The sequence below is a fragment of the Novosphingobium gossypii genome, assembly GCF_050433305.1.
Classification (GTDB): Bacteria; Pseudomonadota; Alphaproteobacteria; order Sphingomonadales; family Sphingomonadaceae; genus Novosphingobium; species Novosphingobium gossypii.
The window spans coordinates 100085-120158 of sequence record NZ_JBNPXM010000001.1 but is presented as its reverse complement, the minus strand read 5'-3'; the positions used below and the strand labels follow the sequence as shown (position 1 = coordinate 120158).

Below are 20074 nucleotides of genomic sequence, written 5' to 3'. Positions count from 1 at the left end.
CGTCCCGGACCGAGTCCGGGACGACGCCGCTCTCAAAGCCCCACCGCCTTCAGCGCCTGATCGATGTCTTCCTTCAGATCCTCGATATCCTCAAGGCCCACGTTGATGCGCAGCATGCCTTCGCTCACACCCATTTCGGCGCGCGCTTCGGCGCTCATGCTGAAGTGCGTGGTCGATGCCGGGTGGCACATCAGGGAGCGCGAGTCGCCGATGTTGTTCGAGATGTCGATCAGCTTCAGCGCGTCCAGAACGCCATGCGCCTGCTCGCGCCCGCCGTCGAGCACGAACGAGAAGATCGGACCGCAGGCGTCCATCTGCCGCTGCGCCAGAGCCTGCGCCGGGTGGCTGTCGAGCCAGGGGTGCAGGATGGTGGGCACGCGGCTTTCCATGAACCGGCCCAGCGCCAGCGCGTTCTCGCTCTGCTTCTTCGCGCGCAGGTCCAGCGTCTCCAGCCCCTTCAGCACCACCCATGCGTTGAACGGCGAGAGGTTGGGACCGGTGTTGCGCTGGAACGGCAGCAGCACGTCGTTGATGAAGCTGTCCGAACCGCAGACGGCGCCGGCCAGCACGCGGCCCTGCCCGTCCATCAGCTTGGTCGCGGAATAGGCGACGACGTCGATGCCGAACTCCATGGGCCGCTGCAACGCCGGGCTGCAGAACGCGTTGTCGACCACGGTGACGATGCCGTGCGCCTTTGCCAGCTCGGCGATGGCGGCAAGGTCAGCCACGTCCATCGTCGGGTTGGCGGGCGTCTCGAAGAAGAAGACCTTGGTATTGGGGCGGATCGCCGCTTCCCACTGGGCAATGTCGCCCGCGTCCACGTTGGTCACTTCGACACCGAAGCGCGGCAGCAGGTGATCGCCCAGCCAGCGGCACGAACCGAAGGCGGCGCGCGCGCTCACCATGTGGTCTCCCGCCGAAAGCTGGCACAGCAGCGCCGCCGTCATCGCCGCCATGCCGGTGGCCTGCGTGCGGCACGCCTCTGCGCCTTCGAGCAGGGCGATGCGTTCTTCCAGCATCGCCACGGTCGGGTTCTGCAGGCGCGAATAGGTCATGCCCTGCTCTTCGCCGGCAAAGCGCGCGGCGACGGTGGCGGCATCGTCGTAGCTGTAGCCCGAGGTGAGGAACAGCGCCTCGCTCGTTTCGCCCATCTCCGAACGCCAGGTGCCTCCACGGATCGCGCGGGTTGCGGGGCGCCAGTTGCGGGTCTGGCTACGGTCCTGTCCGGTGGTGCGTTTCATGGCCCAAGCCTCTAAGCGGGCGCGCGGCTGTGTGCAAGCGGATGCGCCCCCTCGCCTTGCGCCACAGACCTTCCTGCGCGCCCATATACTTGCCGAAAGCCGCGCCCGCCTTTATCCGCGCAGCCGATGCCTTTTTCCCGTCAGAATCGTGATCCTCTCGGCTGGTGCCTGCTCATCGTCGCGGCGTTCCAGGCGCTGGTGCTGTGGCGCATCGCCCTGCCGACGCGCTATTATTTCGATGAAGTGCATTACGTCCCCGCCGCGCTCAAGCTGCTGGACCTGATCCCCGCCAACCGCGAACATCCGCTGTTCGGCAAGGAAGTGATCGCTGCCTTCATCCACATGCTGGGAGACAGGCCGCTGGCGTGGCGGCTGGGTCCGGCGCTGTCGGGCGGTCTGGGCCTGTTCGCCTTTGCGCGGCTGGTGTGGCATGTGACGCAGAACCGCCGCGCCACTATACTGGCAACCGCGCTGCTGGCCACCAACTTCATGTGGTTCATCCAGAGCCGCATCGCCATGCTGGACATGATCTCTGCCGGGCTGTGCATGGTCGGCCTGTGGCAGTTCGCGGCGGCATGGCGCGCGAAGCGGACGGGCGTAGCACGAGTTCATCTGATCCTCAGCGGCATCGCGCTTGGTCTGTCGCTGGGCGCGAAGTGGAGCGGTGCTCCGGCGCTGGCGATCCCGGGGCTGGCGTTCCTGGCGATGCGCATTGCCGAGACCGGGCCGGTGTTCGTGGGCAAGCGGGGCGCCGGGCCGATCAAGGGCATCAGCCTGATCGAAGCCGCGCTGTGGCTGGGCGTGCTCCCCATCGCCGTCTACTGGGCCACGTTCGCCCCGGCGATGTTCTATCCGCATCACACCCTGTCGCCTTACGGCTTCGTCGAGCAGCACGAACTGATGGTGCGCCTGCAGGACAGCGTGAAGAAGCCGCATCCCTACAAGACCTACTGGTATCAGTGGATCGTCGACTGGCGGGGCATCTGGTATCTGTTCGAGAACGTCGACGGCGCTCATCGCGGGGTGGTGATGATCGGCAACCCGATGGCGATGCTGGCGGGGCTGGCGGCATTCTTCTGGAGCCTGTGGGCCATCGCCCTGCGCCGCCGGTGGGACGCGCTGTTCTTCGCGGTGCTCTATGCCCTGTGCGTGGGGATGTGGGCGGTGAACGGCAAGCCGGTGCAGTTCTACTATCACTATCTGCTGCCGGGCGCGTTCCTGATGGCTCTGCTGGCTCTGGCGCTGGACGCACTGTGGGATCGGCGCGACCGCTGGCGGCTGGTGCCGCGCTGGGTGCTGGGCCTATCCCTGGCGCTGTTCGTGGTGTTCTACCCGATCATCTCGGGCTGGCCGCTGCCGTTCAAGGACGCCTACAACTTCTGGATGTGGCTGCCGAGCTGGCGATAAGGAAAAGGCCGCGTTTTCACGCGGCCTTAGTATATTCACATACGTTCGGCGAAACCGCCGTAGCGGCCCCGGTGGAACAGCATGGGATCGTCCTCACGCACGTTTTCCATGCGCAGCACCTGACCCAGCACGAACCAGTGGTCGCCCGCCTCGGTGACCGAATAAAGCCGGCATTCGATCGTCGCGATCGATCCCGCGATCACCGGCAGGTCGTGGTCGGAGACCGTGTATTCCACGCCCACGAACTTCGCCTCTCCCTTGGCGACGACCGAGCGGCACACGTCCATCTGGTCGGCGGCCATGACGTTGACGCAGAAGTGGCCCGCCTTCTCGATCAGCGGCCACGAGGACGATGATTTGTCCGGGAAGAACCCGACCAGCGGCGGATCCAGCGATACCGACGTGAAGCTGCCCACGACCATGCCGGCAGGCTTGTCTTCGTCCAGCGCGGTGATGACGCACACGCCGGTGGGATAGCTGCCGAGCACCTTGCGGAACTCTGCCGGATCGATGGTGGAGGTGGTCAAATGCGTATCCCTGTTCTTGCGGCGGGAACGCCCGAAAACGGGCGGATCATGGCTGGAGGACTTCCTCCATGTCCCGCACGGTTTCGTCAAGCCACTGGCGGAATAAAGCGACCCGTGGCGACTTGCGGATGTCCTGATGCGTCACGCACCAGAACGAGCGGGTTATGCGGCACTCGGGCAGCACCTGCACCAGCCGCGGGTCGCCTTCGGCCATGAAGCACGGCAGCACGCCCAGCGCCGCCCCGGCGATCACCAGCTGCATCTGCGCAGTGATGCTGGGGGAGCGGATCTGCGCCTTCAGCCCGGCGTGGATTTCATCGAGATAGCGCAGTTCGGGGGCATAGAGCAGGTCCGGCACGTAGCCGACCAGCGCGTGGCGTTCCGCCAGTTCCGACGGCTTCTGCGGTGCGCCGTGAGCATCGAGGTAACTGCGCGATCCGTAAAGCCGCAGGGTATAGTCCGCCAGTTTGTGCGCTACCAGCGGGCCGGTATGCGGACGCGACAGCATGATCGCGACATCGGCTTCGCGGCGGCTGGGGCTGAGGAAGCCGCTGTTGGCGACAAGGTCGATGGCAAGGCGCGGATGGGCGGCCTGAAAGCGCGGCAGGTGCGCGGCAAGGAACCACGACCCGAACCCTTCCGAAGCGCTGATGCGCAAGGTGCCGTGCAGTCCGTCGCCCCCTTGTGCATCCTCAGTGATCCGGCCCGCTGCACTGGCCATCGCTTCTACCGAGGCCAGCAATGCCTCCCCCGCTTCGGTCAGTTCCTGCCCGGTGCGGGACTGTTCGAACAGGCGGGTGCCCAGCGCCGCCTCCAGCCGCCGCAGCCGCCGCCCCGCCGTGGTGGGGTCCACGCCCAGCGCCCGCGCGCCCGATGCCAACTGCCCCGCGCGGGCAATGGCTAGGAACGCCTGATAGTCGCTCCAGCTGATTGACGGCATGGACATGGACGGCGCGACCTCAAGCTGCAAAATTGCAGTTATAGATGGCGCATTCTCAGCTTGCCTGCAAATCTTTCGAGGGGCACCTAGTCACCAAACTAAAGACGCAAAAGGAAGAGGCCATGCGACTGATCGACCATTACATCGTCGGCGGCACCGGCGGCGGCACCAGCCGCCAGAGCGACGTGTTCAATCCCAGCACCGGCCAGGTCCAGGCACGGGTGAACCTTGGCGACAAGGCTCTGCTCGACACAGCCGTCGCCACCGCGCAGGCGGTGCAGCCCGCATGGGCCGCCACCAATCCGCAGCGCCGTGCCCGCGTCCTGTTCCGCTTCAAGGAACTGATCGAGCAGAACATGCAGTCACTGGCCGAGATGCTCGCGTCCGAGCACGGCAAGGTCATCGACGACGCCAAGGGGGACATCCAGCGCGGGCTTGAGGTGGTGGAGTTCTGCTGTTCCATCCCGCACATGCTCAAGGGCGAATATACGCAGGGCGCGGGGCCGGGCATCGACGTCTATTCGATGCGCCAGCCGCTGGGCGTCGGTGCAGGGATCACCCCGTTCAACTTCCCGGCGATGATCCCGATGTGGATGTTCGCCACCGCCATCGCGGTGGGCAACACCTTCATCCTCAAGCCGTCCGAGCGCGATCCTTCCGTGCCGATCCGCTTGGCCGAACTGTTCCGCGAAGCCGGCGCGCCGGAAGGCGTGCTGCAGGTGGTCCACGGCGACAAGGAGATGGTCGATGCGATCCTAGATCATCCGGGCATCGCGGCAGTCAGCTTCGTCGGCTCGTCCGACATCGCGCACTATGTCTACAAGCGCGGCGTCGAAGCGGGCAAGCGCGTCCAGGCGATGGGCGGCGCCAAGAACCACGCGATCATCATGCCCGATGCGGACATGGACCAGACCGTCAACGACCTGATGGGCGCGGCCTTCGGTTCGGCGGGTGAACGCTGCATGGCCCTGCCCGTCGCGGTGCCGGTGGGCGAGAAGACCGCCGACCTCCTGCGCGACAGGATCGTCGCCGCCATGGACACGCTCAAGGTCGGCATCTCCACAGACCCCGAGGCGCAGTACGGCCCCGTCGTCACCGCCATCCACAAGAAGCGGGTCGAGGACTGGATCCAGACCGGCGTGGACGAAGGCGCGGAACTGGTCGTCGACGGACGCGGCTTCAAGCTGCAGGGCTACGAGGACGGCTTCTTCGTCGGCCCTTCGCTGTTCGACCGCGTGACGACCGACATGAGCGCCTACAGGGAGGAAATCTTCGGCCCCGTGCTGCAGATCGTGCGGGCGGCCAGCTTCGAAGAGGCGCTGGAACTGCCCAGCCGCCACCAGTACGGCAACGGCGTTGCCATCTTCACCCGCAACGGCCACGCGGCGCGCGAATTCGCCAGCCGGGTGCAGGTGGGCATGGTGGGCATCAACGTGCCGATCCCGGTGCCGGTCGCCTACCACAGTTTCGGCGGCTGGAAGCGCTCGGCCTTCGGCGACCACAACCAGTACGGCATGGAAGGCGTGCGCTTCTGGACCAAGGTGAAGACCGTCACCCAGCGCTGGCCCGATGGCGGCGCGGCGGGCGACAGCGCCTTCATCATCCCGACGATGGGCTGAGGAGAGGATCGAGCGTGGGGCGGCGGCCCCGTCCTTTTGCGGTTCGTGCCTTTCCGGTTGGGGGCGGGAACACCGGGCGCGGTGCGGACGTTGCCATGGCCATGGCCCCCATCATGGTGCTGCCAACGAAAGGAAATGCCGTGCCCGCCCCGCTCACCCGACTGGCCCCGCTCGCTCTTGCGTCCATCCTGACACTGGCGACCATTTCCGGCTGCTCGTCCAAATCGGATGCGCCGCAGCCCACCGCTTCGGCGACGGAGACCGAAGAGGTGTTCCAGGAAACGCCCGCACCTGCCGAAGCTTCGCTGGCCGCGGATGAGACGGAGGCAACGCCCGCAGGCGGCCTGTCCGAAATTCCCGAGACGATCCGGGGCCGCTGGGGCCTTGTCGCGGCGGACTGCACCAGCACGAAGGGCGACGCCAAGGGCCTGCTCGAAATTTCGGCGGACCAGCTCAAGTTCTATGAATCGGTTGCGAAGCTGGGCGAGATCAAGGAAGCAGGCGAGAGCCGCATCCGCGGCACGTTCGACTACTCCGGAGAAGGCCAGAGCTGGACCAACGACGTGGTGCTGGACGTGCAGGACGACGGCAAGACGATGATCCGGCGGGATTACGGCAAGGATGCCATGCCCGGACCGCTGAAATATACGCGCTGCACATGACGGCGCACAGGACCATACAGGGATAGCGATGACCGAACAGTTTGGCTTCACCGACGACCAGCTTGCGATCCAGGAAACCGCGCAGCGGTTCACCGCCGACCGGATCACCCCCTTCGCGGCGGAGTGGGACGAGAAGCATCATTATCCGGTCGACGTGTGGAAGGCCGCGGGCGAACTGGGCTTTGGCGCGATCTACGTTTCGGAGGAGAACGGCGGCATCGGCCTGTCGCGCCTCGACGCGGCGCTCATCATGGAGGCGATGTCCTACGGCTGCCCGGCGACCAGCGCCTACATCTCGATCCACAACATGGGCGCATGGATGATCGATGCTTTCGGGGACCAGCAGCTCAAGGACCGCTATCTTCCCGATCTGGTGACGATGGAGAAGATCGCATCGTACTGCCTGACCGAGCCGGGGTCGGGTTCCGACGCCGCCGCGCTCAAGACGACGGCGCGGCGCGATGGCGACCACTACGTCCTCAACGGCACCAAGCAGTTCATTTCCGGCGGCGGCGTCAACGACGTCTACCTCGTCATGGCACGCACCGGCGAACACAAGTCGCGCGGGATTTCGTGCTTCGTGGTGGACCGCGACACGCCCGGCGTCAGCTTCGGCGCGCCGGAGAAGAAGCTGGGCTGGAACGCCTCGCCCACGGCGCAGGTGATCTTCGACAATTCCCGCGTGCCAGCCGAGAACCGCGTCGGCGCCGAAGGTGACGGGTTCCGGTTCGCGATGGCGGGCCTTGACGGCGGCCGCCTCAACATCGGCGCCTGCTCGCTGGGCGGGGCGCAGCGCTGCCTCGACGAAGCGGTGGCCTATGCCAAGGACCGCAGGCAGTTCGACCAGCCGATCGCCGAGTTCCAGAACACGCAGTTCCGCCTGGCCGACATGGCCGCCGAACTGGAAGCCGCCCGCGCGCTGCTTTACCTTGCCGCCGCCAAGGTGTCCGCCGGGTCGCCGGACAAGACGCGCTTTTCCGCCATGGCCAAGCTGATCGCCACCGACACCGGGTCGTCCGTGGTGGACCGGGCGCTGCAGATTTTCGGCGGTTACGGCTACCTGCGCGACTATCCGATCGAGCGCTTCTGGCGCGACTTGCGCGTGCATCGCATCCTCGAAGGCACGAACGAGGTCATGCGCATGATCGTCGGCCGGGATCTGGTGAAGTAAGGGGCCTCACGATGACCGACGAAGTGCTGTTCCGGCGCGAAGGCGTCGCGGGGATCATCTCGCTCAACCGGCCCAAGGCGATCCACGCCCTGACCCTTCCCATGTGCGAGGCGATCAGCGCGCAGCTTTCCGCATGGGCCGCCGACGATGCGGTGGGAGCGGTCATCATCGATCACGCCGAGGGGCGCGGCTTCTGTTCGGGCGGTGACATCAACCTGCTGCGCCACTCCGCCCTCAACGATGGCGGGGCGGAAGGCCGCAGGTTCTTTTTCGCGGAATACCGCCTGAACCACCAGTTGTTCACATATGACAAGCCGGTGGTCGCCTTCATGGACGGCATCACCATGGGTGGTGGCGTCGGCATCTCGCAGCCGGCACGCTATCGCGTCGCCACCGAAAACACCCGCTATGCCATGCCAGAGACCGGCATCGGCCTGTTTCCGGACGTGGGCGGCGGCTGGTACCTGTCGCGGCTGGACGGGCGGATCGGCCAGTTCCTGGCGCTGACCGGCGCGCGGTTCGACGGCGCGGAATGCCTGTGGGCCGGGCTGGCCACGCATTACCTGCCCGCCGAAGCCCTCATCGACGCCAAGGCGCGCATCGCCCTTGGCGAGGACATCGGCGGCGTCCTGGCTGCGCTGTCCACCGCCGCGCCCGAAGCCAGGGTGGCCGCCAACGCCGGGGTGATCCGCCGGCACTTCGCCTTCGACACGCTGGAACAGGTGCTCGAATCGCTCGAAGCAGACGGCGGCGAATGGGCGGCGAAGGAGCTTGCCACGCTGCGCACCAAGAGCCCGCAGGCTTGCAAGGTCTCTCTGCGCCAGCTGGAGACGTCGCTGGGGCTGGACACTTTCGCCCAGAACATGGCGATGGAATACCGCATTGGCGCGCGCGTGCTGGTCCTGCCCGATTTCGCCGAAGGGGTGCGCGCGGTCATCGTCGACAAGGACCAGAACCCCCAATGGAACCCCGTCACCCCCCAGGGCGTGACCGAAGAGATGCTGGACGCGGTCTTCGCGCCCCTTCCCCACGAAGAGGAATGGAAGCCCCTATGACTTACGAAACGATCCTGGTGGAGCAGAAGGGGGCCGTCACCCTCATCACCCTCAACCGTCCGCAGGCGCTCAATGCGTTGAACTCGCAGGTGCTGGCCGAACTGATCGAGGCGTTCGCCGCTTTCGAAAGCGACCCCTCGCAGCGCAGCGCCGTCCTGACCGGATCGGGCGAAAAGGCGTTTGCCGCCGGCGCCGACATCAAGGAAATGGCCGACAAGCCCAGCGCCCAGTTCTATGCCGAGGACTTCTTCGCAGGGTGGACCAGCCAGATCGTCAAGACCACCCGCAAGCCGTGGATCGCGGCGGTGAACGGCTTCGCGCTGGGCGGCGGCTGCGAACTGGCGATGATGGCGGACTTCATCATCGCGTCCGAAAATGCGAAGTTCGGCCAGCCCGAGATCAAGCTGGGCGTCGCCCCCGGCATGGGCGGATCGCAGCGCCTGACCCGCGCCGTCGGCAAGTCCAAGGCGATGGACATGTGCCTGACCGGCCGCATGATGGACGCCGCCGAGGCCGAGCGTTCGGGCCTCGTCAGCCAGGTCGTGCCGCTCGACGCGCTGCTGGAAACGGCGCTGAAATCCGCCGAGACGATCGCCGCGATGCCGCCGCTCGCAGCCACGATGAACAAGGAAATGGTGAACCTGGCCTTCGAGACCACGCTGGACACCGGCCTCGTGCTGGAACGGCGCATGTTCCAGGTGCTGACCGCCACCGAGGACAAGGTGGAAGGCATGACCGCCTTCGTCGAAAAGCGCCCGGGGGTGTGGAAGGGCAAGTAAGCTCAAAAAGGGATCGGGAGAGAGACAATGAAGATCGCATTCATCGGCCTTGGCAACATGGGCGGCGGCATGGCCGCGAACCTCGTCCGGGCAGGACACGAAGTCCACGCCTTCGACCTTTCGCCCGAAGCCCTGTCGAAGGCGGCGGAAAACGGCTGCGCCACCCACAGCGCCGTTCCCGATGCAGTCGCCGGGGCGGACGCAGTCGTCACCATGCTGCCCAACGGCGGGATCGTGAAGGCGGTCTACACTGCAGACGTCATCGGCAAGGCTCCGGCGGGCGCGCTGTTCATCGATTGCTCCACCATCGACCTCGCCACCGCGCGCGAAGTGACGCAAGCGGCCATCGACGCCGGTTACGACATGGTCGATGCGCCGGTTTCGGGGGGTATCGCGGCGGCCAACGGTGGCACCCTGACCTTCATGGTTGGTGGCAGCGAAGCGGCCTTCGACAAGGCCCGGCCCGTCCTCGAACCGATGGCGAAGGCCGTGATCCGCGCCGGTGACAGCGGCGCAGGGCAGGTCGCCAAGATGTGCAACAACATGCTGCTGGCGATCCACATGATCGGCACCTGCGAAGCGCTCGCCCTTGCCGATAAGGCGGGCCTCGATCCCCAGACCTTCTATGAAATCAGTTCCAAGTCGACCGGCTACTGCTGGTCACTCAACGACTATACCCCCGCCCCCGGCGTCGGCGCAGCCAGCCCGGCGGACAACGGCTATGCAGGCGGCTTCGCCTCCGCGCTGATGCTCAAGGACCTGCGCCTTGCCATGGGCGGAGCCGAGACGGCGGGCGCCTCCGTCCCGCTGGGAGAGCATGCGGCGAAGATCTACGAGGCTTTCGTGGAGGCCGGCAATGGTGGCAAGGATTTCGGCGCGATCTTCACCACGTTGTAAACGCGTCGGCGTGCTGTGTTCCCCGGGAACACAGCACGCCGACGCTTCGTTGGACATCGCAAACGCCACGAAAGACCCGCGATGTTCACACAGCTCAATCCCACCATCCCGCTGCATGTCGTCGGCAAGGGCGATGGCTATGCCATCGGCATGATCGACTACGGACAGGAGCACAATCTGATCTGGGTCACCGCGCTGGACGATTCGGGAGAGATCTGGTGCGCGCCGAACGCGACAGTGCGGCTGGGCCGCAATTGGACGATGGGTCGCGCCGAAAACCCGCTCATCACCAAGGACAAGCAGGCCGAGCGTGCCAAGGACGCCGCGCAACAGGAGATTTGCAACTGACGCGCTGACGCTTCACAGGGGATGGCGATGCACTTTCGCACCCCTGCCCTGGTCTGCGCCGCCCTGCCGCACGGCGAAAACGCCGTCATCGCGCGCCTGCTGACAGAGGATCACGGCCTTGTCGCCGCCTATGTCGCCGGGGGGCGCGGGCGCGAGATGCGGCCCGTGCTGATCCCCGGCAACACGGTGGAGGCCGAAGTCCGCTCCCGCTCCGACACGCAGTTGCCGTTTGCCCGGCTGGAACTGCTGCAAAGCCGGGCACCGTGGATCACCGAGCCGCTGCCCGCCGCCGCCATCGGCTGGGTCACGGCGCTTGCCGCCGCCGTGCTTCCCGAGCGCCAGCCCTTCCCCGCCCTGTTCGATGCCCTGACCGGTGTGCTGGAAGCGATCTGCGTTGCCCCGTCCGCGCGTGGCTGGGCGCTGGGGCTGCTGCGCTACGAAGTGCTGGTGCTGCGCGAACTGGGTTATGGCGCGAGAATCCGGCGCCCTGCGGACGACGACTGGCCCGCCCTGCTCGACACGTTCGATGCGATCGGACGCGAATTGGCACGCTACCCGCTTGCCGATCGCCGCAGAGACGTTATGGCGGCGCGCACCCTGCTGCGTGAGCGGCTGGCCCGGATCGGAAGCTGAGGAAGAACAGACATGCGCATCGCTGTATTCGCCGGAGACGGAATTGGTCCCGAAGTCACTGAACAGGCGGTGCGCGTGCTTGAAGCGCTTCAGCTTGACGGTCTGGAACTGGTTGAGGGCGACGTCGGCGGCGCGGCCTATCGCAAGCATGGTCACCCACTGCCCGCGCAGACGCTGGACATCGCGCGCTCTGCCGACGCCATCCTGTTCGGCGCCGTGGGCGATTTCTCGCTCGACCATCTGGAGCGTGCGCTGCGCCCGGAACAGGCCGTGCTGGGCCTGCGCAAGGAACTGGGCCTGTTCGCCAACCTGCGCCCCGCCACCGTGTTCAAGGGCCTGGAAGACCTCTCCACCCTGCGCCCCGAAGTATCGGGCAAGATCGACCTGCTGATCGTGCGCGAGCTGAACGGCGACGTCTATTTCGGCGAAAAGGGCACCCGCACGCTGGAAGACGGCCGCCGTCAGGGCTGGGACATGATGTCCTATGCCGAAGACGAAGTGCGCCGCATCGCTCACGCCGGCTTCAAGGCCGCGCAGGGCCGCAACAGGAAGCTGTGCTCGGTAGACAAGGCCAACGTGCTGGAAACGTCGCAGCTGTGGCGCGACGTGGTGATCGAGGTGTCGAAGGAATATCCCGACGTCGAACTGACGCACATGTACGTCGACAATGCGGCGATGCAGCTGGTCAAGAACCCCGGCGCCTTCGACGTGATCGTCACCGGCAACCTGTTCGGCGACATCCTTTCGGACCAGGCCAGCATGTGCGTCGGCTCGATCGGCCTGCTTGCATCGGCCAGTCTGGCTGAAGGCACCTTCGGCCTCTACGAACCGATCCACGGTTCCGCCCCCGACATCGCGGGCAAGGGACTTGCCAATCCGATGGCGACGATCCTTTCCGCCGCCATGCTTTTGCGTCACTCGTTCGGCCTTGAAGCCGAAGCTGCGCGCATCGAGGCCGCTGTCGCCGCCGCGCTGGCGGACGGCATCAAGGGCGGCGATCTGGGCGGTTCGGCGGGTACGAAGGAAATCGGTGACGCGGTGGTCGCGCGCCTGTAAAGGTTGCGCCGCTACGCAATAATCGTTTCTTGACGTTTGGCAGTTACAAACAGGGTACATGACCATTTCGACTTCCGATCTCGCCGGGGCCGCACACGCCATAGGACAGGCCGGCACGAAGCCGCTTGAGCTGGCCGTGGTCCTGCCGACCTACAACGAGCGCAAGAACATCGCGACGATGATCGAGCGGCTCGACAAGGCGCTGGCCGGAATCGCGTGGGAAGCCATCTACGTCGATGACAACAGCCCTGACGGCACCTCTGACGAGGCGCGCCGCCTGTCGTTGGTGGACCCGCGCGTGCGCTGCATCCAGCGCATCGGTCGGCGCGGCCTTGCCAGCGCGGCGATCGAGGGCATGTGCTCCACCGCCGCGCCCGTCGTCGCGGTGATGGATGCCGACCACCAGCACGATCCCGCGCTGCTGCCGGGGATGCTGGCGGCGATCCAGTCGGGCCAGTACGACCTTGCCTACGCCTCGCGCTTTGCCGAAGGCGCCAGCACCGAGGCATGGGGCCGCCCCGACCGCGTCAAGGCATCGGGTCTGGCCAACCGCATCGCCAACAAGGTGACCGGGGTGGAACTGACCGACCCGATGAGCGGCTTCTTCATGCTGCGCACCCAGACCCTTCGTGCCGACGCGCACCGCCTTTCGGGCGTGGGCTTCAAGATCCTGCTCGACATCCTTGCCACGGTGGACACCCCGCTGCGCGTCAAGGAATTCCCCCTCAACTTCGCCGCCCGAGCAGAAGGCGAAAGCAAGCTGGACCAGACCGTCGTGTTCGAATTCCTCGTGGGTCTTTACGACAAGTGGCTGGGCCGGATCATCCCGACCCGTTTCGCGCTGTTCGGCACCGTGGGCGCGCTTGGCGTCGTGGTGCAGCTGGCCGTGCTGTGGGTGATGCTCCACCTCGTCTTCGGGGAGCGCTTCGTCTACGGCAACTGGTCGGAGAGCACGACCTTCAACATCTCAAACACCATCGCGGCACTGGTGGCGATGACGTTCAACTTCGTGCTCAACAACGAACTGACCTATTCCGACAAGCGCCTGCGCGGCTTCGCACCGCTGATGCGCGGCTGGGCGCAGTTCGCGCTGACCTGCTCGCTGGGCCTGCTGACCAACATCGGTTCGGCCGCCGTGCTCAAGACCATCGGCGTGCATGACGTGCTGGCGGTGATCACCGGCGTTCTGCTGGCCTCGGTGTTCAACTTCGCGCTGTCGTCGAAGTTCGTCTGGGGCAAGTACTGATCCCGGCCTTTCAGGTTCCCGCAGGCGGCGCCCTCCTTCATGGAGAGCGCCGCGCGGGAACCGGCACGCCGCTGGTCCTGATCCACGGCTTCGGCGGATCGGTGCGGGACTGGGATCCCGTTGTCGCCGCGCTTTCCTCCCACCGCCCGCTCGTCCTCTACGACCAGCGCGGGTTTGGGCAGTCCCGCGCGGATGACGGGCCTTATTCACACGCGGACGATCTTGCCGCGCTTCTCGATGCATTGGGCGTCGCCGAAGCGGATCTGTGCGGCATGTCGCTGGGCGGGGCGACCGCCATCGACTTTGCTCTGGAACATCCCGGCAGAGTCCGTAGGATGGTGCTGGTCAGCCCGCTGATGACCGGCTGGGTATGGTCTCAGGACTGGATAGAGCGCTGGAAGACCATCGGCCGCGCGGCCCGTTCCGGCGATCTGGCGCAGGCCCGGCAGCTCTGGTGGGCCCATCCGCTGTTCGATACCCTGCGCGGCACCGCCCCCGGCGCCGTCATGCGCGCCTCCATCGAGGCATTTCACGGCAGGCAGTGGATCGCGGACCCCCAGTGTCCCGCTGCCGTCCCAGCCGCAGACCGCCTTGGCGACCTCTCCAGCCCCACGCTGTTGCTGACCGGCGCACGCGACACGGTGGACTTCCGGGAGATCGCCCGCACCATCGCAGCCCGCGCGCCTGACGTTCAGCACATCGACCATGCCGACGCCGGGCACATGCTGAACCTTGAGATACCCGAAACCGTCGCCGCCGAAATCGACCGGTTCCTCGACGTATAATCAGATCGCGCTGGGCGGCATCGCCGCAGCCTTGGCACCCCGTGCAGGTCGCGCGCGCTTGAGGCCGATCAGCGGACGCAGCGGGCCCACTTCGCGGCCCACCAGATAGAACAGCCAGGAACCGCCCGCCACGCTGACGCACAGCACCAGAAACTCGGGCAGCGCCGTCAGCCCCTTGTCGCGCAGCCAGTAGCTGACCAGCACCATCACCGTCTGATGCGCCAGGAACACCGGGAACACCGCCTCTGCCAGCGTACCGCGCCAGCGCGCGTCATGGTTCCAGAAGCGGTCCGCAATCCCGAACAGCGCGATCACCGTGCCCCAGCACTGGACCGACTTGGCGAAATCCAGAGGCTCCATCCAGACGCGCGGCGTGCGCACGTTGCCGGGATAGTAACACGCCTCCAGCGCGACCACGGCATAGCCTGCCAGCCCCAGCACAAGGCTCATGCTCCACTGCCGCGCGATGGCCGCCCGCAGCCGCTCGGACCCGCGCAGCAGGAAGCCGAACAGGAACATGCCGCCATAATGCAGGTGCGCACACATGTCGTTAAGGACGCTGTGCGTGTCGGTCCACCCGTCTCCGGGCGCGCGCACGATGTAGGTGGCCAGACATCCCGCCGGCAACAGCCACGCCCCGCCCAGCACCTTTTCCGCTCCCCGCGCCAGCGACGCGCGCCAGCGGGCGGGCAGCACCATCAGCGCGATGCACAGCGCCACGGTATAGGCCAGCAGGTAGATCACGAACCACAGGTGCATGACCGCCGGCAGGCTCTCATGGATCACCCGGCGAAAGCTGAAGGCGTCATGGAACAGGAAATAGCCATAGCCGCGCGCGTATCCGCTGTTAAGCAGGCCCATGTAGGGCTGCGGCGGCACGATCACGGTCAGGCCGAACAGCAGCGGAATGCCCAGCCGCAGCAGGCGACTGTGCAGGAACGTCCCGGTGCTGCGCTCCTTGGAGAACAGCGCCGCACTGGCGTAGCCGGAAATCGCGAACAGTAGCGCCAGCCTCCACGCGCTGAGGCCCAGCAAAGGAATCTCCGCCCACCATACGACGCCGCGGCTCGGCGTCTGGAAGCCCCATGGCGTGAATGAGAACCCGACGTGATAGAAGATCAGCATCACGAAGGCGCCGACGCGCAACCAATCCATTCCGTAGTGGCGCTGGTTCTGGGCGGGTGTCATCGCGGTCCGTGGCAAGTTCGTAACAAAGGCCGGCGCAAGTCCCTCCGCGCGGACAAGCCGCAGGCGCAGGTCCGGCGTAGGCGCGGCATTAGGCCGGTTGTCACCCCACTGCAATCACGCGCTTGTATCAAGGCGTAATCGCGGGACTGCTCGATTTCGGAGCAGACTGCATTTGGTGGCGCCGCGCCGAACGCCGACCATCGCGGGATGAATGCCCCCGCTCCTCTTGGCGATACGTCTCGCGCCGACCGCCGATCCCTTACCGCCATAGAGCGGGCGGGCTATCTGCCGGAACCGTCCCCGCGCGACGAGGTAATGTTGCCGCTGCCGGACCCGGTCGCCCGGCCCGGCCCCACGCCGATCGTTGCCCTGCTGCACGACGGTCGCAATCGCGACGTGCTGGCCGCCATCGAAACCGGACTTGGCGCGGTCTTTCACGGAACGGACCGGCTGATCGTGCTGCATGGCCTGCCGCCGGAGGAGGAAGCCGGATCGCTGGCCTACTTCCTCGACCGGCATCGCCCGTCCGGCGTCGTCATGGTCCCTTCGCTGGCCGAGCGCGACGATCTGGCCGCGCTGTGTGCGCGCGCCGGGGTCGAATGCCTGCGTATCGGCGGCCATGACCTGCCCGGCTGCAACGAACGCCGCGCGGCGGGCAAGGCGGTCGACCGGCTCGTGGAACTGGGGCACACCCGAATCGGTTTGGTCGCGGGCCCGGAAGGCTCGGCCAGCGCACGCCGGCGTGAACTCGGCTATCTGGATGCCATGGCAGAGCACGGGCTGGATCGCGGCCCGGCGCTGATCGTCGGCGGCGACGATACATTTGCCTCCGGGATCGAAGCTGGCCATCTGCTGCTGGAAATCAGCCCCCGTCCCACCGCGATCCTCGCCTGCAACGACGAAATGGCCGCAGGCGTCCTCCATGCCGCCAGTCAGGTAGGCGTTGCGGTGCCGGAGGCGCTGTCGGTGATCGGCTTCGATGATACCCCCCTCGCCGCCCGCACCCTGCCTCCGCTGGCTTCGATGCGTCTGCCGTGGAGCCGCGCGGGCCACGATGCCGCCCGCTGGCTCTCCGGGGCAGCACCTGCTCCCGCCCCACCGCCGGAACCGGACCTCATTGCCCGCGCATCGCTTGGCCGCCCTGCACAAATCTGACGACAGCATCGCCGTTAGTGCACTATTTACCATAACGCGATACGGGGTTTCGCGTAGATCCATGTGGCGGTGGATCCAGCAAAGGACTCCCCGTGCACCTGCAGACCGACAGGCAACGATCCACGATCCGGCCCCTGACCGATGGCAACCTTGTCGCGCAGGCCGCTGCTCTGGTTGGCATGAGTGCATGGAGCTGCGATCTTGCCAGCGAGGCGCTGGAATGGACGCCGGGCGTCTTCGACATCTTCGGGCTGGATGCCGGCACCCGTTTCGAACGACAGGATACCGTCGCGCTCTATTGCGAGGAGTCGCGCGAAGCCATGCTGCGCCTGCGCGCCGGGGCGATAGAAACGCCCTCAGCCTTTTCGATGGAGGCGCAGATTCGCCAGCCGGGCGGCGAATTGCGCTGGATGCGGCTTGCCGCCCGGACGCGGGTGGAGAATGGCCGGGTGGTACAGCTTTACGGCATGAAGCAGGATATCACGCAGGACCGCCTGCGCTGGGAAGACCTGCGCCGCCTTGCCGAAAACGACGCGCTGACTGGTCTGGGCAACCGCGCCCGGTTCCAGTCCGAATTTCTCGACCTGCCAGAGGGTTCGGAGCGGCTGGCGCGTATCGGTGCCCTGGCGCTCTTCGACCTTGACGATTTCAAGGGCATCAACGACCGCTGGGGCCATGCTGCCGGTGACACCTGCATCGCCCGCTTCGGCCAGCGGCTGGCCGAGACCTTCCCCAACGCCGCCCTTGTCGCCCGCATCGGTGGGGACGAATTTGCCGTGGCCCTGCCCGCTACCGTTCGTCCCGCTGCGCTGGAAATGGCCATGCGGCGGCGGCTTGGCAGGCTGGTGACCCAGGTGGAATGGCAGGAAACGTCGATCCCCATCGGGTTCAGCGCCGGCCTCGCCTTCTTGACCGGTTCGCCCGAAGCCGCCTTCGCTGCTGCCGATGCCGCGCTTTATCGCGCCAAACGCAGCGGTCGTAACGCGCTGCGCGTGGCGGCGTAACGCGGGCTTATCGGCCGGTAAACGCGGGCTTGCGCTTTTCCATGAAGGCGGTGACACCCTCCAGGAAATCCTCCGAACGACCTGCCTCGCGCTGGGCCTGACGTTCGATCTGGAGCGCGGTTTCAAAGCTCGAATCCAGCGCATCCCACGCCGCGCGCTTGATCAGGCCCAGTGAACGCGGACCCGCCGCCAGTCGCCGCGCCAGCTTCATCGCCTCTGCATCCAGATCCTCGTCGGGCACGACTTTCGTGGCGAGGCCCCAGTCGAGCGCGGTGCGGGCGTCGATCTTTTCGCCCAGCAGCATCATCTGCATCGCCCGCACCCGGCCCACCGCCTGCGCCAGCAGGTACGTGCTGCCGCCATCGGGAACGAGGCCGACATGGCAGAACGCGCAGAAGAAGTAGGCATTTTCCGCCATGACAACCACGTCGCCCGCCACTGCCAGACCCGTCCCGAACCCTGCCGCCGGGCCGCAAATGGCAGTGACGACCGGCTGCTGCATGGACTTGATCGTGGTGACCAGCGGGTTGAACGCCCGGTCCAGCTGCCCGCCGATGTCGCGCTTGGGGTCGGCCAGCATGTCCTGTGCCGCTGCAAGGTTCGCGCCCGAACAGAAGGCGTTGCCCTCCCCCGTCAGCAGCACTGCACGGGCGTTGATCGCGGCGTCTTCCAGCGCGTGGACCAGTTCCAGCCCCATGGCCTCGGTCACGCCGTTCATCGTGCTGGGGTCGTTCAGCGAAATGCGCGCCACGCCGTCCTCCAGCGAATAGAGGATATGCTCGTAATCCATGGTCTCTCCTCTCCGGGTATCGCCTGCATCACGCCTTGCGGCGGGTTCGCCAACGATCCTTTCGGACAGGTCTTGCCGGGACCGCGCGCCGGGATCAACCCCGGCGCGCCGCATCAGCCCGCAGTCCAGCGCGCGATGAAGAAACCGTCGAGGCCGCCCGCTTGGGCCAGCATGCCCGGATCGGTGCGCAGCCAGCCTTCCGCCGTGGGCGCGAGCCCTGCGGGCAGTTCGTCCGCCCGGATCGGCGAGGGGGTGAGGTTCACGTCGCAGGCGCGATCCTCGCCTTCTTCCTGCTCCAGCGAACATACCGCATAGACCAGCACACCGCGGGGCTTGAGCCAGCCGGCGGCCCGCTCCAGCATCCGCGTCTGGACATCGGCCATGTCCGCGATCTGGCGCGGGCCGATGCGGTGAAGGACATCCGGATGGCGGCGCGAGGTGCCGGTCGCCGTGCACGGCGCGTCCAGCAGGATCGCGTCGAACTTCTCCTCCGGCTCCCACGAGAAAGCGTCCGCCAGCACGACGTTGGCCGACAGCCCGGTGCGCTGGAGGTTCTCGCCCAGCCGCTCCAGCCGGCGCTTGGCATTGTCGACGGCGGTGACCTGCCAGCCCGCTGCGGCCAGCTGCATCGTCTTGCCGCCCGGCGCAGCACACAGATCGAGCGCACGGCGGCCTTCCCCCGCACCGATCAGCCTCGCGGGAAGGCTGGCGGCCAGATCCTGCACCCACCATGCCCCGTCGCGGAACCCTTCGAGTTGGTCCACCGCCATTCCGCGCGGCAGGCGCACATGGCCCGGCAGCAGCGACACGCCGCCCAGCCGCTCTGCCCATTCGACAGTGGCGGCGGGATCGCGCAGCGCCAGATCCAGCGGCGGCGGTTCTGCCAGCCCGGCGGCGATGGCGTCTGCCCGCACGCCCCAGCGCTCCATCGCCGCTTCGGGCAGCGAGGGAACGTCAGGCAGTGCCGCTTCACGCTTGGTCAGCGTGGAGAACACCCCGTGCGCCAGCCTGCGCGGGCCGCCCATCAGCAGCGGCAGGCCAGTGGCGATGACGGCATGGGCAGGCGTCTCCAGCCGCAGCACCTGCGCCAGCATGATCTGCAGCACCGCGCGTGCCTTGGCATCGTCGGCCAGCGGCAGGCGGGTGGCGGAGTCGATCAATGCGTCGAGATCCTGCTTCCACCGCAGCGCTTCTCCGGCGATGGCGCGGGCCAGTGCGCGGTCGGCGTCGCCCTTTACGCGCGCAAGGGCGGAGCCGCCCGCCTGATCGAGGGTTTCGCCCCTGCGCAGAACGGCATCGACGAGGTTGAGCGCGGCACGGCGCGCGGGAAGGCCGGGAATGTCCATCGCGGCCCCCTATACCGGATTGCGTTTTTCCGCCACCCGCACCACATGACGCAGATGACCAAGCGCGCAACACAGCGTCCGGCGGCTTTCACCAAGCCCGCCCACTGGACGAACGACCCCGCCCCGACGCCGGTCAAGGCCAGCGACGAGAAGGATCCCGAGGGACTTTCCCCCACCCGCTACGGCGACTGGGTGCAGAAGGGCGTCGCGATCGATTTCTGAGCC

At 66.7% G+C, this 20074-nt stretch carries 21 protein-coding genes; 15 read left to right on the top strand and 6 right to left on the bottom strand.

All coding sequences use genetic code 11. The annotated features are described in order from the left end of the window. Positions 1 to 32 precede the first annotated feature (32 nt). The gene (locus GGR40_RS00655; RefSeq protein ID WP_429274270.1) at positions 33 to 1241 is read right to left on the bottom strand and encodes a trans-sulfuration enzyme family protein; all 1209 of its coding nucleotides are present in this window, start codon (positions 1239 to 1241) and stop codon (positions 33 to 35) included. A gap of 126 nt (positions 1242 to 1367) precedes the next feature. Between GGR40_RS00655 and GGR40_RS00650 the strand changes: the two genes are divergently transcribed. Next, entirely contained in the window at positions 1368 to 2648 is a 1281-nt protein-coding gene (locus tag GGR40_RS00650) for a phospholipid carrier-dependent glycosyltransferase (RefSeq protein ID WP_429274269.1), read from the top strand. Between the two features lie 35 nt (positions 2649 to 2683). Here GGR40_RS00650 and GGR40_RS00645 read toward each other — a convergent pair whose 3' ends face one another. Both GGR40_RS00645 and GGR40_RS00640 read right to left on the bottom strand, forming a co-directional pair. Further along, complete coding sequence (locus GGR40_RS00645; protein ID WP_429274268.1) at positions 2684 to 3175, bottom strand: flavin reductase family protein; 492 nt, start codon at positions 3173 to 3175, stop codon at positions 2684 to 2686. 46 nt (positions 3176 to 3221) lie between these two features. After that, complete coding sequence (locus tag GGR40_RS00640; RefSeq protein WP_429274267.1) at positions 3222 to 4115, bottom strand: LysR family transcriptional regulator; 894 nt, start codon at positions 4113 to 4115, stop codon at positions 3222 to 3224. A 122-nt stretch (positions 4116 to 4237) separates the two neighbouring features. Here GGR40_RS00640 and GGR40_RS00635 point away from each other — a divergent pair, with 122 nt between their 5' ends. The 11 genes from GGR40_RS00635 to GGR40_RS00585 all read left to right on the top strand — a co-directional run bounded on the left by GGR40_RS00635 (position 4238) and on the right by GGR40_RS00585 (position 14366). Further along, entirely contained in the window at positions 4238 to 5734 is a 1497-nt protein-coding gene (locus tag GGR40_RS00635) for a CoA-acylating methylmalonate-semialdehyde dehydrogenase (protein ID WP_429274266.1), read from the top strand. Positions 5735 to 5874: 140 nt separating this feature from the next. After that, a complete protein-coding gene (locus GGR40_RS00630) occupies positions 5875 to 6396 on the top strand; it encodes a hypothetical protein (protein ID WP_429274265.1) in 522 nt (173 codons plus the stop codon). A 28-nt stretch (positions 6397 to 6424) separates the two neighbouring features. Beyond that, the gene (locus tag GGR40_RS00625; RefSeq protein ID WP_429274264.1) at positions 6425 to 7567 is read left to right on the top strand and encodes an acyl-CoA dehydrogenase family protein; all 1143 of its coding nucleotides are present in this window, start codon (positions 6425 to 6427) and stop codon (positions 7565 to 7567) included. Positions 7568 to 7578: 11 nt separating this feature from the next. After that, a complete protein-coding gene (locus GGR40_RS00620; protein ID WP_429274263.1) occupies positions 7579 to 8622 on the top strand; it encodes an enoyl-CoA hydratase/isomerase family protein in 1044 nt (347 codons plus the stop codon). Then, positions 8619 to 9401 carry an enoyl-CoA hydratase-related protein gene (locus GGR40_RS00615; protein ID WP_429274262.1) on the top strand — a complete coding sequence of 261 codons (783 nt, stop codon included), beginning with the start codon at positions 8619 to 8621 and terminating at the stop codon, positions 9399 to 9401. Before GGR40_RS00620 ends, GGR40_RS00615 begins: the two co-directional genes overlap by 4 nt. A gap of 27 nt (positions 9402 to 9428) precedes the next feature. Beyond that, positions 9429 to 10298 carry a 3-hydroxyisobutyrate dehydrogenase gene (mmsB, locus tag GGR40_RS00610; protein WP_429274261.1) on the top strand — a complete coding sequence of 290 codons (870 nt, stop codon included), beginning with the start codon at positions 9429 to 9431 and terminating at the stop codon, positions 10296 to 10298. Between the two features lie 81 nt (positions 10299 to 10379). Continuing rightward, a complete protein-coding gene (locus GGR40_RS00605) occupies positions 10380 to 10646 on the top strand; it encodes a hypothetical protein (RefSeq protein ID WP_429274260.1) in 267 nt (88 codons plus the stop codon). Positions 10647 to 10673: 27 nt separating this feature from the next. Continuing rightward, complete coding sequence (gene recO, locus GGR40_RS00600) at positions 10674 to 11279, top strand: DNA repair protein RecO (protein ID WP_429274259.1); 606 nt, start codon at positions 10674 to 10676, stop codon at positions 11277 to 11279. A 12-nt stretch (positions 11280 to 11291) separates the two neighbouring features. Then, a complete protein-coding gene (gene leuB / locus GGR40_RS00595) occupies positions 11292 to 12335 on the top strand; it encodes a 3-isopropylmalate dehydrogenase (protein WP_429274258.1) in 1044 nt (347 codons plus the stop codon). 58 nt (positions 12336 to 12393) lie between these two features. Next, a complete protein-coding gene (locus GGR40_RS00590; protein ID WP_429274257.1) occupies positions 12394 to 13581 on the top strand; it encodes a glycosyltransferase in 1188 nt (395 codons plus the stop codon). Beyond that, complete coding sequence (locus GGR40_RS00585) at positions 13566 to 14366, top strand: alpha/beta fold hydrolase (protein ID WP_429275190.1); 801 nt, start codon at positions 13566 to 13568, stop codon at positions 14364 to 14366. Before GGR40_RS00590 ends, GGR40_RS00585 begins: the two co-directional genes overlap by 16 nt. Here the strand turns inward: GGR40_RS00585 and GGR40_RS00580 are convergent, their stop codons facing one another. After that, positions 14367 to 15554 carry an acyltransferase family protein gene (locus tag GGR40_RS00580; RefSeq protein ID WP_429274256.1) on the bottom strand — a complete coding sequence of 396 codons (1188 nt, stop codon included), beginning with the start codon at positions 15552 to 15554 and terminating at the stop codon, positions 14367 to 14369. A gap of 207 nt (positions 15555 to 15761) precedes the next feature. On the opposite strand from GGR40_RS00580, the gene GGR40_RS00575 reads away from it, so the two are divergent. After that, on the top strand, positions 15762 to 16709 hold the full coding sequence (locus tag GGR40_RS00575; RefSeq protein WP_429274255.1) for a substrate-binding domain-containing protein: 948 nt from the start codon (positions 15762 to 15764) through the stop codon (positions 16707 to 16709). Between the two features lie 92 nt (positions 16710 to 16801). After that, positions 16802 to 17713 carry a GGDEF domain-containing protein gene (locus GGR40_RS00570; RefSeq protein WP_429274254.1) on the top strand — a complete coding sequence of 304 codons (912 nt, stop codon included), beginning with the start codon at positions 16802 to 16804 and terminating at the stop codon, positions 17711 to 17713. A 7-nt stretch (positions 17714 to 17720) separates the two neighbouring features. On the opposite strand, the gene GGR40_RS00565 is transcribed toward GGR40_RS00570, so the two are convergent. Next, positions 17721 to 18503 (bottom strand): enoyl-CoA hydratase-related protein, encoded by a 783-nt coding sequence (locus GGR40_RS00565; protein ID WP_429274253.1) that lies wholly within the window; start codon positions 18501 to 18503, stop codon positions 17721 to 17723. A gap of 113 nt (positions 18504 to 18616) precedes the next feature. Further along, positions 18617 to 19849, bottom strand: a complete 1233-nt coding sequence (locus GGR40_RS00560) for an RsmB/NOP family class I SAM-dependent RNA methyltransferase (RefSeq protein ID WP_429274252.1) — start codon at positions 19847 to 19849, stop codon at positions 18617 to 18619. A 54-nt stretch (positions 19850 to 19903) separates the two neighbouring features. Here GGR40_RS00560 and GGR40_RS00555 point away from each other — a divergent pair, with 54 nt between their 5' ends. Next, positions 19904 to 20071: a DUF1674 domain-containing protein gene (locus tag GGR40_RS00555; RefSeq protein ID WP_429275189.1), complete on the top strand. Its 168-nt coding sequence runs from the start codon at positions 19904 to 19906 to the stop codon at positions 20069 to 20071. Positions 20072 to 20074: the final 3 nt, after the last annotated feature.